The sequence below is a fragment of the Acinetobacter sp. 826659 genome, from assembly GCF_000588515.1.
In the GTDB taxonomy this organism is placed as follows: domain Bacteria; phylum Pseudomonadota; class Gammaproteobacteria; order Pseudomonadales; family Moraxellaceae; genus Acinetobacter; species Acinetobacter pittii.
Map to the genome: position 1 here is coordinate 331,622 of NZ_JFYD01000004.1, position 17,403 is coordinate 349,024.

14 protein-coding genes are annotated in these 17,403 nt (G+C 40.9%); 13 read left to right on the forward strand and 1 reads right to left on the reverse strand.

The genetic code is table 11. The annotated features are described in order from the left end of the window. The first annotated feature begins 85 nt into the window (after positions 1 to 85). Positions 86 to 592, forward strand: coding sequence for a hypothetical protein (locus J663_RS10630; RefSeq protein ID WP_014208241.1), 507 nt, complete (start codon positions 86 to 88; stop codon positions 590 to 592). 22 nt (positions 593 to 614) lie between these two features. On the opposite strand, the gene J663_RS10635 is transcribed toward J663_RS10630, so the two are convergent. Then, positions 615 to 2,033: a polyphosphate--AMP phosphotransferase gene (locus J663_RS10635; RefSeq protein ID WP_005065911.1), complete on the reverse strand. Its 1,419-nt coding sequence runs from the start codon at positions 2,031 to 2,033 to the stop codon at positions 615 to 617. Positions 2,034 to 2,242: 209 nt separating this feature from the next. Here J663_RS10635 and J663_RS10640 point away from each other — a divergent pair, with 209 nt between their 5' ends. The 12 genes from J663_RS10640 to J663_RS10695 all read left to right on the forward strand — a co-directional run bounded on the left by J663_RS10640 (position 2,243) and on the right by J663_RS10695 (position 17,403). Further along, complete coding sequence (locus tag J663_RS10640; protein WP_017398741.1) at positions 2,243 to 2,950, forward strand: FFLEELY motif protein; 708 nt, start codon at positions 2,243 to 2,245, stop codon at positions 2,948 to 2,950. Between the two features lie 147 nt (positions 2,951 to 3,097). Then, a complete protein-coding gene (gene ubiE / locus J663_RS10645; protein WP_002114829.1) occupies positions 3,098 to 4,045 on the forward strand; it encodes a bifunctional demethylmenaquinone methyltransferase/2-methoxy-6-polyprenyl-1,4-benzoquinol methylase UbiE in 948 nt (315 codons plus the stop codon). Positions 4,046 to 4,056: 11 nt separating this feature from the next. After that, positions 4,057 to 4,725 carry a ubiquinone biosynthesis accessory factor UbiJ gene (locus J663_RS10650; protein ID WP_033849592.1) on the forward strand — a complete coding sequence of 223 codons (669 nt, stop codon included), beginning with the start codon at positions 4,057 to 4,059 and terminating at the stop codon, positions 4,723 to 4,725. A gap of 12 nt (positions 4,726 to 4,737) precedes the next feature. After that, complete coding sequence (locus J663_RS10655) at positions 4,738 to 6,357, forward strand: ABC1 kinase family protein (RefSeq protein WP_033849593.1); 1,620 nt, start codon at positions 4,738 to 4,740, stop codon at positions 6,355 to 6,357. A 125-nt stretch (positions 6,358 to 6,482) separates the two neighbouring features. Then, a complete protein-coding gene (locus J663_RS10660; protein WP_033849596.1) occupies positions 6,483 to 7,796 on the forward strand; it encodes an FAD-dependent oxidoreductase in 1,314 nt (437 codons plus the stop codon). Between the two features lie 26 nt (positions 7,797 to 7,822). After that, on the forward strand, positions 7,823 to 8,209 hold the full coding sequence (locus J663_RS10665) for a VOC family protein (protein ID WP_033849598.1): 387 nt from the start codon (positions 7,823 to 7,825) through the stop codon (positions 8,207 to 8,209). A gap of 173 nt (positions 8,210 to 8,382) precedes the next feature. Beyond that, positions 8,383 to 9,156, forward strand: coding sequence for a bifunctional phosphoribosyl-AMP cyclohydrolase/phosphoribosyl-ATP diphosphatase HisIE (hisIE, locus tag J663_RS10670; protein WP_029423712.1), 774 nt, complete (start codon positions 8,383 to 8,385; stop codon positions 9,154 to 9,156). A gap of 9 nt (positions 9,157 to 9,165) precedes the next feature. Continuing rightward, positions 9,166 to 10,668 carry a UvrD-helicase domain-containing protein gene (locus J663_RS10675; protein WP_033849601.1) on the forward strand — a complete coding sequence of 501 codons (1,503 nt, stop codon included), beginning with the start codon at positions 9,166 to 9,168 and terminating at the stop codon, positions 10,666 to 10,668. Between the two features lie 23 nt (positions 10,669 to 10,691). Further along, the gene (locus J663_RS10680) at positions 10,692 to 12,083 is read left to right on the forward strand and encodes an AAA family ATPase (protein WP_033849603.1); all 1,392 of its coding nucleotides are present in this window, start codon (positions 10,692 to 10,694) and stop codon (positions 12,081 to 12,083) included. A 294-nt stretch (positions 12,084 to 12,377) separates the two neighbouring features. Continuing rightward, positions 12,378 to 15,227: a monovalent cation/H+ antiporter subunit A gene (locus J663_RS10685; RefSeq protein WP_033849605.1), complete on the forward strand. Its 2,850-nt coding sequence runs from the start codon at positions 12,378 to 12,380 to the stop codon at positions 15,225 to 15,227. Then, entirely contained in the window at positions 15,224 to 15,592 is a 369-nt protein-coding gene (locus tag J663_RS10690; RefSeq protein ID WP_002115033.1) for a Na+/H+ antiporter subunit C, read from the forward strand. The genes J663_RS10685 and J663_RS10690 overlap by 4 nt, the downstream gene beginning before the upstream one ends. Beyond that, positions 15,592 to 17,403, forward strand: a complete 1,812-nt coding sequence (locus J663_RS10695; protein ID WP_033849608.1) for a monovalent cation/H+ antiporter subunit D — start codon at positions 15,592 to 15,594, stop codon at positions 17,401 to 17,403. The genes J663_RS10690 and J663_RS10695 overlap by 1 nt, the downstream gene beginning before the upstream one ends.

Below are 17,403 nucleotides of genomic sequence, written 5' to 3' on the forward strand. Positions count from 1 at the left end.
GGTTTAAACACAGCATAATTTAACTTAAGGTGTCACTTACACTTGGTTTGAATGACGCCATCAAGAACTTATACAGGTAGACATTATGAAAATTGACAAGATTCCTGACTATATTGATCCTAGCCTAAATCTGGAACAAATTCGCGATGAGTGCCATGATCTCATCAAAAAAAGAGCTTACGTCTCAGCCGGAGCGGCAATTGTACCGATTCCTTTTTTTGACGTGGTGGTAGATTTGGGAATTTTGTCGCACCTGATTCCAGATATCAATTCCCGTTTCGGTTTAGCACCTGAGCACGTGAGCGTTTACGACCCAAAAACTAAAACTATTCATTGGGATGAGTTACGTAAACGCGGTTTTGAATTTTCAGGTTTTGTAGTCGCACGTACTACTGTTAAAAAAACATTTAATGGCTTTTTTGGCAAAATCGTAACGAAACAGGTGACTAAATTTATACCGCTAGGCGGACAAATTGTAGCAGCAAGTTTAGGCTATTTCATGATGAAAAAAATAGCAGAAACTCATCTGAATGACAGTTATAACCTTGCAAAACGTATTCAGCAAAAAAGCCGTAGCACCATTGTAAATTAATGTATACCTTGTAGCTGAGAGCTTAGTCTGCTCTCAGCTGTTTTAAAATGGCCTTCAACACTTCCAGACGTGCCGTATATTTATCATCAGTTGCGACGATATACCAAGGTGCATATTCAGTACTGGTTCGCTCAAACATATCGGCTGCTGCCTTTAAATAATCGTCCCACTTATCACGATTACGCCAATCTTCCGCAGTGATTTTAAAACGTTTATGCGGTGTCTCTTCTCTGGCCTTAAAACGCTGCTCTTGCTCATCTTTACTAATCGCTAGCCAAATTTTTACTACAATCGTTTGACTATCAAATAAATCTTTTTCAAAGCGATTTATTTCATCGTAAGCACGCTGCCATTCTAAAGGCGAAGCAAAACCTTCAACTCGTTCTACCAGCACTCGGCCATACCAAGTACGGTCAAAAATCGTAATTTTTTCGGCTTCATTAATGCGGTTCCAAAAGCGCCATAAGTAAGGATGTCGAGCTTCAAAGCGTTCAGGTGCACCAATACAATGAATATCATATTCACGTGGGTCTAAGTTTTTAACAATTCGCTTAATGGCCCCGCCTTTACCAGCAGCATCCATACCTTCAAAAGCAATGACGACATTACGTTTATCAAAACGCATGGCATCGGCAATTTTCTTACTCAGCTTATCGAGCTCTTTTTTATATTCAGCTTTTTCAAGTGGTTCATTAGAAGGTTTTAATAAACTCTCTGGAATTTTAGCTTGCTGCCATTTTCCTTTAACTTCAGTTTCATGCTCTGGAAGTTGACGCATATGTTGTAAAAGGTATTGAGCGAAAAACTGATCACGCTGCTTTTCATCTTCGCCATCAATAATGTACCAATCATCGGTAAAACGACGGCGTAACTTTTGCAAAGTGTCATATTGTTTTTTATTACGCCAGTCTAGGCCGTGGAGCTTATGCCAATGTTGTTCAGATGGATCTATTTTATCTAAACGTTTTTGCAGCGATTTCCATGATAGATCGAACCAGACTTTAACCACATCGACATAGTTATTTTTTAAATCTTGCTCAAATGCCCGCATATTTTCAACGTATTCATCAAAACGCGAATCATCTAAAGGCTCGGAAACATGCGTTGCGGTGACGAGCAAATCGCTATACCAGTTGCCGAACATCACCACAATTTGTCCTTCAGTCGGAATAAACTCCGAGTAAGATTGCCAAAATGCTTCTGTGTCTGTCAGCACACGTGGCGCGTCTGCTTTGACTCGTAAATATCTAGGGTCTAACCACTCACGAAGTTGCTTAACAGCCTCACCTTTTCCAGCCAGTTCAATACCGCTCATTAAAATGAGTGTGCTTTTAGCGTTGGGTTTGCCCCGACTTTCTTTTAACGCATATTGTGCTTCAATCAAATCAACTGAAAGCTGTTCTTCATCACGAATCTCAAATTTTGGTTGTTGTTCACTCATAGTCCACGGCTCTAATCTTTTATTGTTTAATTTCGATGATCTTTAACTTATGCGGTTAAATGATGAATTGCTATACAAATTATGTCATTGCGACAAAATTCTGTTTAAAAATTGACGCATGAATCATTTTTTTTACATCTACTCGCCATAGTACAAGGTTACAATGCCTTTTATGATTTTTTGCAAATAGCCCAATATTAGAGCCTTAAATGTCTAAACTCGCTGCTTTTGATGATCTTTTACAACAATATAAAACGTTTAATTATCACGATAATCCAGTGCTTGCCCAGCGTTTGCAAGATGTACAAACATGGCTAAAAGAGCGGATGAAAGATACGCATCATGACTTTTTTAATCTGCCAACACACAAGCTCATGTCAGAGTACTTTTTAAATCGTTTATATGGTGGCCCAGAGTTTGATGCTCTTGCAGCTCAAATTGAACGCCTATTGAAATATGCGCATAAAGCCGAAAAAGTCTTACCTGAAAATGCAATTAAAACAGGTACTAAATCAGTAAGTTTGGCTGTACTTGCAACCCAACTTGATGAGCAAGTAGCAATGCAACTTCTTGAGGACTATCCGGCAGATACAGTACTCACTGATGAGATTATGCGTTTAACCTTAATCAAGCTCGATCAAGCAGAAGCGCGTTATCAACAGCTTGCCCTTCTTGATGATTTAGGAGCAGCGCTCGATAAATACATGCGTTCATTTATGATGTTTACTGCTTTTAAAATGTGTAAAGGTATTGCCCAAAAATATCACTTCGAATTGATGTATGATTTCATTCAAGATGGTTTTAGTGCGATGAAACCGTTAAAATCGGCCGAGACCTTTATTAAAACTTTTACTGAAAAAGAACGCCAGATTATTGAAAATGTACATTCAGGGCATCCGAATCCGTTTAGAGTGTGATAAGGTCGGCACATAGAAAAACTCAACCTCGCGAAGTTGAGATTTTATTCATTATATTTGCATGATGATGCCTGTAAAAATAGACAAAATCTGTCATCATGCAGAACTTATTCCGTTTCACTTGAGTTTGAGTCTAGGAGAGACAATATGTCTAACGAAAACCAAAAGCCAACATCTCCAACTGAGCAGGCACAAAGTTCAGACAAAGTTAGCCCATTCCTAAGCTCACCTTTACCGCAAGGTACCCCTCAAGGGCAACAACAAACTTTACAGCAAACCTTAACAGACACGCCTGTGAATGGTTCTGTACCTAAATACAATTTACCTCGTGGTGCTGGTAATACTGGCAACGTTGGTGAAACCACACACTTTGGTTACTCAACTGTTAGAACTGAAGATAAAGCACAAAAAGTTGCAGAAGTTTTCCACTCAGTTGCAAGCAAATATGACTTGATGAATGACTTGATGTCATTTGGTATTCACCGTTTGTGGAAGCGTTTTGCAATTAACATGTCTGGTGTTCGCCGTGGTCAACACGTGTTAGACATTGCTGGCGGTACAGGCGACTTAGCAAAAGTATTTAGCCGTGAAGTTGGTCCGCAAGGTCACGTTGTACTTTCAGACATTAACGAATCTATGCTCAATGTTGGCCGTGACCGTCTAATTGATGCAGGCTGTACCAATGTTGACTTCGTTCTTGCCAATGCTGAAACATTAGAACCTTTTGCAGACAACAGCTTTGACCTTGTAACCATTAGCTTTGGTTTACGTAACGTGACAGATAAAGACGCAGCACTTGCTTCTATGTTCCGTGTATTAAAACCAGGTGGCCGTTTACTGATTCTTGAATTTTCTAAACCTGTATTTGAGCCATTCTCAAAACTTTATGACCTCTATTCATTCACTGCTTTACCGATCATGGGTAAATTGGTTGCGAATGACTCAGAAAGCTATAAATATTTGGCTGAATCAATCCGTATGCATCCAGACCAACGTACTTTAAAAGGTATGATGGAAAATGCTGGCTTCCAGAACTGTGACTATCACAACCTTACTGCCGGTATCGTTGCCGTTCACCGTGGCTTCAAACTGTAAGGGATAACGATATGTGGTCGATTCTGGCACTCGGTGCAGTCGAACGTATCATTCATCATCTGATCGATCTGGATGCGGTTACCCGCATTCAGCTTAATCAGTTACAGGGCAAAATGTTGCGTGTTGTCATCGATAGCCCGCAGCTTTCTGTCGATGTGTTCTTTGACCAAGAAAAAGTACGTCTTGAACCTACCGTAACAGGTCATAGTGAAAAGCCTTCTATTTTTGAACAGCGTCCTTTTGAGGCCCAATTCAAAATTTCTGAAGCAACTGCAACTTTGCATGTTAATGATGTCATTGAACTGATTAAATTATTGGTCAGCGATCCAGATCAGATTGGTAATATCCCATTGCAAGGTGATTACCATCTGCTACAGGATATTCAAAAGATTATGCAGCAAGCTGAGCCAGATTTAGCTGCGCATTTATCAAGATGGGTGGGTCCTCAACTCGCTCATGAAATTGGCAAGATTCAACTTGCACCAAAACATTTAAAATGCTCCGTGCAAAGCCATCTGTTTTTTGCTGAAGATGCCTTAAAAGAAGATAGCGGCCTATTTGCCCCTCGCTGGGAAATGGACGACTTAACTCAAGCAACGCGCAAGCTTAATCAAGACATTGACCGTCTTGAAGCAAGATTGCAGCAACTCAATGCACAACTACAACCCTCTCAAGACTAGGTAAGACTTTATATGATTCCGCACGTTTCACGTTTACTCGAACTTTGGCGTATTGCAGCGCACTATAGACTCGATACGTTGTTCCCTGCGGATGAATTACCAGTTAAAGCTCAGCATGCATTAAATATTATTAAAATGCACCCTGCTGCATGGTCGAGTCGTGAACGTAAAAATCCTTTAAAGCTCAAAGAAGCTTTAGAAGATATGGGACCACTTGCAATCAAGCTCGGTCAATTACTGTCTACTCGTCGTGACCTAATTCCACCAGAAATACTCGCTCAATTGGTCTTACTTCAAGATCAGGTAAAACCTTTTAATAGCAATGTTGCCAAACAACGTATTCAAGAATCGTTAAAAGCTGACGTAAATACCTTGTTTGCACGATTTGATGACCAGCCATTAGCTGCCGCATCAATTGCCCAAGTTCATACTGCTGCATTGCATGATGGTCGCGAAGTCGTTGTTAAGGTCACTCGCCCTGACATTCGCAATCAAATTTTACAAGACTTTGAGATTTTGGCATGGCTAGGCAACACACTAGAAAGCCGCCTTGAAGCTGCCCGTGCGTTGCATCTCACCGAAATTATTCAAGACTACCGCCAGATCATTTTAAATGAACTGGACTTGAGTATTGAGGCAGATAACACACGTCGTATGCGCCATTACTTTACTGGCTCAACCATGATGTATGTGCCTGAAGTCTACATGGACACCAAAGATGTCATGGTGGCAGAGCGCATTACAGGTGTTCCTATTTCAGATACGGCAACCTTTGACCGTCTAGGCATGGACCGCGCACAACTTGCAGAAAAAGGGTTAACCATTTTCTTTACCCAAGTATTCCGCGATAACTTTTTCCATGCCGACATGCATCCTGGTAATGTCTTTGTAGAAACCATTAATCCAAGCAATCCACGCTTTATTGCACTGGACTGTGCGATTATGGGCGAGCTATCTAAACACGACCAAATGACGGTTGCCCGCATGCTGCTTGCTGTCATGAACAGCAACTTTATGCAGCTCATTCAAATTGTGCATCAAGCTGGCTGGATTCCACCAGGTACAGACCAAGACGCTTTAGCACGTGAAATGCGCCGTACTGTTGGGCCAATGGTGTCTAAACCAATGGATCAACTTGATTTTGCTGGTATCTTAATTCAAGTCATGAATATTGCTCGCCGTTTTCATTTAGAAACCCCGCCACAACTCATGCTGCTACTCAAAACTTTAGTGCATGTAGAAGGCTTAGGTACTGATCTTTATCCGCAGCTCGACATCTGGAAATTGGCAAAACCAATTTTGACGGAATGGGTCAAATCCAACATGAACCCAGTCAAAAATGTAAAAGAGCTTGGCCAGCAATTACCTGACCTGCTTTTAGGCGCTCAAGATTTCCCAAGCTTAATTATTGATAGCTTAAATGGTTTAAAAAATCAGTCAGCTTGGCAAGACCGCCAGTTACGCGAAATTCAGCAACTTCGTTTGCAAATGGAACATCAGCAACGCCGTAGCTGGATGTTCGGCAGTACCATGCTGATTTTGCTGACTATTGCAATTATTAGCCCTTGGTTTGTTTCGATTATTCTAATTGTGCTGAGTAGTTTACTAGCGCTTTGGCGTATATTGAAATAAGTTCAAAATCCCTTGCCAGTGCAAGGGATTTTTTTATGGAAAAACTTTAATTTTAAAAAAAATTTATAGCTCAACTATTCGTTCATTGCTAAATTGAACCTATAAATGCTTCAAAAGAACAAACAATGAAAACACCTCATTTTGCCATTATCGGTGCCGGCACTGCAGGTTTAGCCACTGCGATTTTACTCGCCCGCCAAGGCAATAACGTTACTATTTTTGAACAAGTTGATGAGTTATCTCCGGTAGGTGCTGGTTTATTACTACAACCTGCGGGCTTAGCTATATTTGAACATTTAGGTGTGCTCGAAAACGCCTTAACATTAGGTGCAAGAGTCACAGGCTTAGAGGGCCAACTTCCAGACAAGCGTCTTTTAGTGAACAGTCACTATCACGAAGCATCAGCAAATCTTTATGGCCTAGGTATACACCGAGCTACTTTATGTCATGTGCTCACTCAAAAGCTTAGCGAATATTCAAACCAAATTACTTGGTGTATGAACCACTCTGTTGAAAGTTTTGAAGAACGTAACGATGAAATTCAGCTATTCGGCAGTCATCAAAACCAAAAGTTTGATGCTTGCTTTGATGCCGTCCTTATTGCCAATGGTGCTCGGAGTCAATTACGCCCCAAAGCATGGGTAAAGGTTGACCAAGCCTATCCTTGGGGTGCGGCGTGGAGTATCGTGCCTGAGTGCCAAGTTCTCGATTCTGAAATTCTGCATCAATTTTATGATCGCTCGAAAATTATGATGGGAATTCTCCCTACAGGAGCAGTTCCAACAGAACCTCAACAGCGCCTTTCAAGTGTTTTTTGGAGTTTACCTACTTCAAAATTACAAAGCTTTTTACAAGATGAGCAGGCTAAACAAGCTTGGTTAAAGGAAGTCTCTGAGCGTTGGCCCAAAGTTGCAGAATGGCTGAAAGAAATTTTCTATAACAGTCAAACTCAGCCCAAATGGTTATCTGCAAACTACCGTGATGTCGTTATGACTCAATTTGGTCAAGGTCGAATTGGGGTGATTGGCGATGCCGCTCATGCGATGAGTCCGCAGTTAGGTCAAGGTGCAAATATGGGATTATTGGATGCTTGGGCTTTCTCTCAATCATTGCAACATGCTCAAAAAAACCAGAATATTGATTGGTCCCTGCTCTGGCAGCACTACCACCAGCTTCGCCGTTCATCCACCCAGTTTTATCAATTTCTTAGTCGCTTATTAACACCACTTTATCAGTCTGATCATTGGTGGGCTGGAGGTTTAAGAGATTTAGTTTTTCCGTGGATGTATCAAATCCCTTATTTTCGAAAAGAAATGGCAATTACAATTTCAGGCTTAAAGACTGGTCCATTCCAACAACTTGACTATGATCAGGTTGCTCAATTACCTAAAGAAAACAGTGTTTTTAATTTAAAAAGCGAATCTCTGTCTGACTATTAACCCCACCAAATAATAGTGATTAACACATGAAAATTAGCCATCTTGATCATCTTGTTTTAACTGTCTCAAATATTGAATCTACCTGTCATTTCTATCAAACCGTATTGGGGTTTGAAGTCATCACGTTTAAAGGTAATAGAAAGGCTCTAAAGTTTGGAAATCAAAAAATAAATTTACACCAGCAAGGCAACGAGTTTGAACCGAAGGCATTACAGCCGACTCCTGGATCTGCCGACTTGTGTTTTATTTCAGACACTCCCATTTCAGAAGTGGTTGCACACCTTAATCAATTAAATATTACAATTGAGGAAGGCCCCGTTGAACGTACTGGTGCAATGCATCCTATTCTTTCAGTTTATATTCGCGATCCAGATCAAAATTTGATTGAGATTTCAAATATCCTCACGCCTTAGTCATTTGAATAAGATACAGATTGGTAAGTGTTACAACCTATTCATTACGCTGACAAAGACAAAAAGGACAAAGAATTTTTCCGCAAAGCGACGTTGATGCCGTACACTATACAAGCTATTTTTAGCATCTGATTGAAATCAATTTATAGTTCATATTTCTTTGGTGATTCCTCATGAATAACACGCAATGGCTCGATGAAGTAAAATTTAACGAACAAGGTCTTATCCCTGCCATTGCTCAACATCATCAAACCGGACGTATTTTGATGGTGGCGTGGATGAACCGTGAATCACTTGCGCTCACAGCAGAAAAAAATCAGGCGGTGTATTTCTCTCGCTCTCGCCAAAAACTTTGGCACAAGGGTGAAGAATCAGGTCATTTCCAAACGGTTTATGAAATTCGTCTGGACTGCGATGGTGATGTAATTATATTACAAGTTGAGCAACACGGCGGTATTGCTTGCCATACAGGTCGTGAGTCTTGTTTCTACCGTAAACTTACCCCACAGGGTTGGGAAATTGTCGATGCACAATTAAAGGACCCTACTGCAATTTATGGCGATAAAGCCAAAACTGAAAGCCACGATCACGCTCACACGACAGAACAAGTGGATGTACTTGCTCACTTAGGGCAATTGATGCAAGAGCGTAAGCAAGCTGAAGCGGACACTTCATATGTTGCAAGCCTCTACAAAAAAGGCATCAATAAAATCCTGGAAAAAGTCGGCGAAGAAGGCGTAGAAACTATTATCGCTGCGAAAGACTACGCAGCTCAAAATACAGAAAGCAATTTAAATGACTTGATTTATGAAACTGCCGATTTGTGGTTCCATAGCATTGTCATGTTGGGTTATTTCGATCTTAATCCACAACTTATTATTGACGAATTAGCTCGTCGTCAGGGTTTATCTGGTTTAGTTGAAAAAGCTAACCGCAACAAGGTTTAAAATCACTCAGTGTCGAATATCGAAAAACCTAAAGCCACCTATGAGCAAGCTATTGCCATAGATAACGGACGTCTTGGGCAATCATTTAAAGTGATTGCCTATGCGGGTACAGGTAAAACTACTACGTTACAAATGATTAGTGATGCCATGCCTGAACGGCGCGGTATGTATTTGGCTTTTAACAAAGCCATTGCTGGTGAAGCACAAAACAAATTTCATCGTAATGTAGACTGCCGGACTTTTCACTCACTCGCGTTTCGCAGTGTGCCACGAGGTGTGACTGATAAATTACGCTTACCTCGCTTAAGTCCAAGCTTTATCGCAAAAGAATATCGACTAGAACCTATTACTTTACGACGCATGATGGGTGGACGTTATGAAAAATACGTCTTAATGCCAAGTCGCCTCGCAAGCCTTGTCGCTAATGCTGTCAGCTATTTCTGTTCAACCAGTTCTCAATATCCAGCGCCTCGACATATTCAGGCGCCCAACTGGTTACATCCGGATGATATTACCGAGCTACAAACTCATCTTTACCCTGCTGTAGAGCGCCGTTGGTTAGAGTCCATCGACCCAAATCATCAGGCAGGAATTGGTCACGATATTTATCTCAAACTTTGGGCTTTGTCTGAACCTAACATCCCAGCCGATTATGTACTATTTGATGAAGCACAAGATGCCGACCCTTTAATGCTGGGTATTTTACTTCGCCAAAAAAGTACGCAGGTCATCTATGTAGGTGATGCACATCAGCAAATTTATGCATGGCGTGGTGCAATCAATGCGATGCAACAATTACCCTTGCCAGAGTCTCGCCTCACCACTTCTTTTCGTTTTGGTGAAACGATTGCCGAAGTTGCCAATGCATTGCTGGGCGGATTAAATGAAACTGTTCCTCTGCTTGGTAATCCAAACCAGAAATCAAGTGTCGTAAATAAACCACATACCAAAATGCGTGATGCAATTTTGTGCCGTACCAATGCTCGTGCTATGGAACTTCTATTAGCAGGTTTAGTTCACGGTGATAAAGTGAGTTTGCAAGCTGATCATCAAAAGCTAAACCGCTTTGTAGATGCTGCAAGCCTCTTAAAGCAAGGAAAACGGGTTACTGATGTACCTGAATTAGCATGGTTTAATTCATGGCATGATGTCCATGAATACTGTGAAACTAATGAAGGTAGTGATATTAAGCCATTAGTAAAACTGGTCGATGATCACGGCACAGACCCACTAAAAAAAGCACTTGCAAAGATTACACCACTTGAGCAAGCTGACTATGTCATCTCTACAGCCCATAAAGCGAAAGGACTAGAATGGAACCGCGTTCATATTGAGGATGACTATCAATTTAAAATTAATGGGTTAGAACACAAGATTACCGATGAAGAATTAAGACTACTGTACGTTGCCTGTACTCGTGCTAAAGTAAGTCTAAATATCCATCATCTTTATGATCTGATACAACAATTAAAACTAAGGGCGCCTTTAAGTCTTCGTCAGTCGGTTGGTTGAAGCGCTCATATTTAGGTGAGCCTATGAAACTTGAATCTGTCCAATTTAAACATATTGCTCTGTTTCACGACCTTAAAATACACTTTCACTATGAAAAACAGCCAATCACCTTAATTTTAGGTGAACAGGCAACTGGTAAAAGTATGTTGCTCAAACATACTTACCATGCTTTAACTTGGTTCCCCGCTCGCCTTAAAGATTTGCGTAGTCCCGGTATTGTCATGCCTGATCAAGACATTACTCAGTCGCGTCTACAATCAAAAATTGAAGTGACTATTCAAGTTCCTTCAGAAATTGGTCATCTACCAGAAAGTACCTCTGCTCAGCAGCTAGACTCTTCACTATGTAGCTGGAAACTTTTTAAAACCTTAAATGCAAGTGGGATTGGAGTGAGCCAAGTTGAAACTCAGCAACTTGACCAAACCATGGCTCTATATCAACAAGTCATAAAAAAAGATCCATTACAGGGGCTTCCCTTAATCGCTTACTACCCAGCCGAGCGATTTGTAAATGATATTAATCTGCTTAATAAAAATTTACCCGGCATTACTCAAGCCATTTCAGCCTATGACATTAGTCCACTACCGTTTACAACTTTTACACGCTTTTTTGAATGGTTACGAGAAATCAGTGATATCGAAAATGCTCAAGCTGCATATCTTGTACAACGGATTAGATCGAAACAATCAGATCAACAAGATCAAACAGAATTATTAAATGAGCTTCAAAAAGAGTTATCAGGGCAACCTAAACAGCTCACTTCACCCAATCTATACGCCCTCAAGAATGCATTGAATATAGTTTTGCCTGAGCTTAAAGACCTCTATTTACAATATCAGCCTCGACTGCAACTCATGGTCGACTATGAAGATCAAACCTTACCTTTTCAGCAGCTTTCAAATACAACAAAAACCTGGATTGCTTTAGTAGGTGATATAGCACGCCGACTCTGTTTACTCAATCCTTTAAGTTTAAACCCTTGTCTTGAGGGGGATGGCGTTTTACTCATTGACCAGATTGATGCACAGCTCGACTCAACGCATTGCTCCGAGATCTTAAATCGGCTTCATCAAGCATTCCCACGCCTACAAATTATTGCAACAGGAAGCCGTGAAGAGCTACTTGAACATGCCTCGACCTATCAATGTCTAAAATTAGAGTCTGGTAGAATTAGCCATCTTGACCTAAATACGACCAAGCAACAGCTTGAACATATCTATCCCTTACTTCAAAGAAGCGAGCCATTAACACCATCTATAGAAGCACAGCCTCTGAGTTTAATAGATCCAACGCCAACACCAGCACAGATTGAGGTTTTATTTCAGCAGATTCAGGGTTTAACTGAACAACAAAAAAATGAATTATTAAGGATGATTCATGCGGGAGACGCACCGGAAGAAAGCCCTTCGGTTTGAGTTTTATAATCAAAAAATCATACTCACAAAATATATGGTGGAGTACGGTTTTTTAGGCACTAAAATAACTAGATGTTGTTACTACATGTAATAACATCAGATTTTCAATGCTTTTTTAGTGTACAATAAATTTCATTTTGCGTTTTTATTCTTCAAGTTGCGCAATACAACTTGTTTCTCGCTTTATTTTCTAATTTGGTTGGGTTTTCGGAATAATAAGCTTTGGAACTCTCTTTGAATTCCTATCTATTCTGAAATTAAAATTTCACCTTTAGGTTTCGACCTAAATCACATATGGATACGAGTGTGCTACCGATAATTATCTTATTACCGTTAATATTAGGCACCACCCTTGTTTCATTGCTTCAACGGTTCTCGCGTGGAGTAACGGCTTTAGGGGCAATTGGAGTCAGTTTAACCAGTTTTGGTTTATTACTGACTCAAGCTAAAACTGTGCTTGGTGGTGCAAGCATTCAACAAAGCTGGGATTGGTTACCTCAATTAGGGATCAATCTGAGCTTTAGACTTGATGCTCTTGGTTTATTATTTTCTCTTCTTATTACCGGTATCGGTACACTCATTTATATATACGCCTATTATTATTTAGGCCCTAAAAATTCATTAAGTAAACTCTATACTCTACTCATGCTATTTATGGCAGCAATGCTGGGTATTTCGCTCTCTAATAATCTTATTATTTTATTAGTCTTTTGGGAGCTCACCAGTATTTCATCTTTCTTGTTAGTGGGTTATTGGAGCCATTATGAAGCTGCTCAACGTGGCTCTCGGATGGCGCTCACTATTACAGGGATGGGTGGTTTAGCAATGCTAGGTGGATTTGTTCTATTAGGACAAATCACTGGGACCTATGAAATTAGCGAAATCATGGGCATGAAAGATGCGATCCAAGCCCACGCTCTTTTTATTCCAATGTTATTGCTTATTTTGCTTGGCGCATTTACAAAGAGTGCTCAGTTTCCATTTCATTTTTGGTTACCTAACGCAATGGCGGCACCCACACCAGTGTCCGCTTACCTGCACTCTGCGACCATGGTAAAAGCCGGGATTTTTCTACTTGCCCGCTTACTTCCAATCTTTATAGGCGCTGCGATCTATCACAATATCGTTACGTTTGTCGGCCTATTTACGCTCTGTATGGCAGCGTGTTTTGCCATTTTCAAAGAAGATTTAAAAGGACTGTTAGCCTATTCAACCATTAGTCATTTAGGACTTATTGTTTGTTTACTCGGGATCGGTTCTCCTTTAGCGGTTGCCGCTGCTATTTTCCATATTATTAACCATGCAACATTTAAAGCAGCGCTGTTTATGCTTGCAGGGATTATTGATCATGAAACTGGCACACGTGATCTTCGAAAACTCAGTGGTATTTGGCAATTACTTCCTTTTACTGCCACACTCACCATGATCACCGCTGCCTCTATGGCAGGTGTACCACTTACCAACGGCTTTATTTCAAAAGAGATGTTCTTTACCGAGCTATTGGCGAATCTTTCAGGCTCAACAGTTATCTTTGCCAGCATCATTGCAACTCTGGCTGGTATCTTCGCAGTAAGTTATTCAATTCGCTTAGTGCATGGTGTGTTCTTTGATGGTCCAATTGGTAAACAAGTTCCAAATAAAGATGCACATGAACCACCAATGGGGATGCGTGCTCCAGCCATTCTTCTTGCTGTGCTTTGTATCTTGGTCGGCGTTCTGCCTTCGTTATTGGTAGAACCACTGGTCAATAGCGTAACTAGAGCAAGCTTGATGCAACCGGAATTTGCGGGTACACACCTTGCAATTTGGCATGGTTTCAACGCTCCTCTTGTGATGAGTATTATTGCTTTGATTGGCGGTACGCTGTTCTACTTTGCCTTAGCAAAAGACGGCATGATTCGTAAAATTGACCTTGACCCACGTCTAGGCAAATTACAAGGCCGCATCTTATTTGATTTATTTTTAAAACATCTGCTGCTTACAAGCCGAAAAATCAAACAAAAAACTGAAAATGGTTCATTGCAAAGTTATTTGTTCTGGATCATTGCTTTTAGCGTCATCATGGTCACTATGCCTTTACTCAATCAAGGGCTGAGTACAGGTACACGCGAACTCACCCATGCTCCATGGATTGCTGTAGTTCTTTGGCTGACGTTATTCTCAGGCTGTTGGATGATGCTCTGGTTCCATCATGAGCGTATTAAAGCAGTGCTTATTAGTGGTGCAATTGGTCTAGTGGTAACGATGGTCTTCGTCACCATGTCAGCACCAGATTTAGCGCTGACTCAAATTACAGTAGACGTGGTAACGACTGTTCTTTTATTAATGAGCTTATCGTTACTTCCACAGCTCACACCGTATGAATCTCGTCGTTCTAGACGTTTGAGAGATGCTGCCTTAGCAATTATTGGAGGTTTAGGAATTGGCTGGATTACTTGGCTCATTTTAACCCGTGATCATAATTCAATTTCTTGGTTCTTTGCCCAACAGTCTTTACCACTTGGGGGTGGCTCAAATATTGTAAATGTCATTTTAGTTGACTTCCGTGGCTTCGATACCTTCGGTGAAATTACGGTATTAGGAATCGCTGCGATTGGTGCACTATGTTTAATGGATGGTATGCGTGTACATGGCACCACCATGACGCAAGGTCTCACCTATCGTTTCAATCCATCTCCGCTTATGTTCCGTATTACGGCCTCTTGGGTACTACCTCTAGCGCTTGTCGTCAGTGTTTATATCTTTTTGCGAGGACATAACTATCCAGGTGGTGGCTTCATTGCAGGTCTAATCACCTCAATGGCGCTAATCATTCAATATATTGCACTAGGTCAAGATCAAGCAGAACAGCTGTTAAAAGCGAAGTCTGGCCGCCTTTACGAAGTCTGGATTGGCACAGGATTAACGATTGCAGGTCTGACTGGTATAGCAGCATGGTTCTGGTTACGTCCGTTCCTCACGAGTGCTCATGTCTATGTTGAATTACCAATTCTAGGAAAACTACATCTAGCTTCAGCTGCAAGTTTTGACTTGGGTGTTTATATCACCGTTGTAGGCGCGACAATGTTGCTCATCTCTGTATTAGGCGACTCTCGTCATTCGAGTATGTCCGGTCCTGTACCACATCGGGAGGAATCATCATGATCAGTTTAGAATTCTTACTGGCTTCTGCTATTGGTTTACTTGTTGCCACAGGTATTTATCTGATTTTACGTGCTCGTACTTTCCCTGTTGTGCTCGGATTGGCTGTAATCGGTTATGCAGTAAACCTATTTTTATTTGCTATGGGTCGATTACAAATCAGCTCACCAGCAATTTTAACTGAAACCACAAAAATAACCGATCCACTTCCTCAAGCATTGGTGTTAACCGCCATCGTGATCGGTTTTGCAACTACAGCGTTTATTGTACAACTTGCGCTACGTAGCCGTTATGAATCAGGTAGTGATCATGTTGATGCTAAAGAAGATGCTTCCCCAACATACGACCCACGTGAGGATGAGCCGTAATGTTTGATTTTTTATCTTTTTGGCAACAACACACGCCTATTTTTAGCATTCTCATCCCAGCATTTACTGCTTTTATTTTATTACTGTTAGGCAACCCTGGGGCAGGTGCTTTAAAAGATGACTGGCGCCAACCTTGGCGTCGTGGCATTAGCCTTATCTCAGCAATTGCCGGATTAATTACCGCTATTGTTTATCTTAGTTACGCCAGCACGGGGCAAATTACTGTTTACCAATTAAGCGAATGGTCAGCGCCATTTGGTATTGTGCTTGTACTCGATCGTCTTTCTGCTTTTATGCTGGCACTGACTTATGCATTAGCAGTACCAGTTTTATGGTATGCAAGTGATAACTGGGACACCCGTGGCCGCTATTTCCATGCCATGGTACATTTTCTATTAATGGGGATTTGTGGAGCATTTCTAACAGGCGACTTATTTAACCTTTTCGTCTTTTTTGAAATCCTGTTGATGGCTTCGTATGTGTTGCTCTTACATGGACAAGGCAAACCTCGTTTTCAGCTTGGCGTTCACTATGTCATTATCAATCTTTTAGCCTCTGCCCTTTTCTTAATTGGGCTTGGTATGATTTATGGCAGTGTGGGTAGCCTCAACATGGCGGATGTCTCACGTCTTATACCGACACTTGAAGCAGATCAACACAAATTAGCAGTCGCTGGTTCGTTACTTCTCTTTGTCGTTTTCGGTATTAAAGCAGCAATGCTTCCTGTCGGTTTTTGGCTACCAAAAACCTATGCTGTTGCAAGTACGCCTGTAGCTGCAATTTTCACTATCATGACTAAAGTCGGGATCTATTCTATTTTACGTGTAAATGGAACAGTATTTGACGATGCGCTTAGTCAAGAAATCTTAAAAAGCTGGTTATTGCCTATTGGCTTAATTACTTCTCTTTATGGGGTGATTGCAGCAATTGGAGCAGATCGTTTACGTCGATTTGTCGGCTTTATGGTCCTTTCTTCAATTGGTACCTTGCTTACAGCAATTGCCATGTCTAATACGCAGGCATGGTCTGGTGCTTTATATTATTTAGTGCACAGTACCTTAATTGGCGCAGCTTTTTATCTATTCTGTGGATGGATCACTTCACAACGTGGAGATTTTAAAGATCATTTAAAAGTTGCCCCAAGAATCAAACAAGAAAAAGCAGCTATGCTGACTTATTTCTTGATTGCGATGATGATGGCTGGATTACCACCTTTTAGTGGTTTTCTTGGAAAAGTATTCATTTTACAAGCGACAGTTGAAGCTAGCTATCAAGGCTGGATTATTGGTGTTGTGCTTGTTGTGAGCCTATTAAGTATTATTGCACTCACACGTGTTGGTTTTATCTTATTTTGGCGCGCATCTCCTCCAGAAGAAGATCCAATCCATCCAGCTTATATTCTTTATCGTGCTTTGCCGGAACGCGCACCACCACGTAATGATCAAGTTATCTATCTATTACTGGCTGGTTTAATCGCTTATGTTGTCTTTGCTGCACCAATTCAGCATTACACATTAAGCACCGCACAACAGATCCAAGACCATGCACTTTACCAACACTCTATTCTTAAAGTAGATCAAAACGGTGAAGTCATCAGTGTGCAACCATATGACCCAGCTTACTTACCGGAAACCAAGTACGGCGGTGAAGTTGAAGATCATAATGCTTATCTTGTTCCAGATGTTATTTCGAAAGATACGTTCAATGGTGAACATATTTCTGAATATAAACAACGACAAATTCAGCAACAGGAAAAACTCCAAACGCCTACCATTGTTGATGAAAGTCAATTGAAACCTATGGAGCCATAA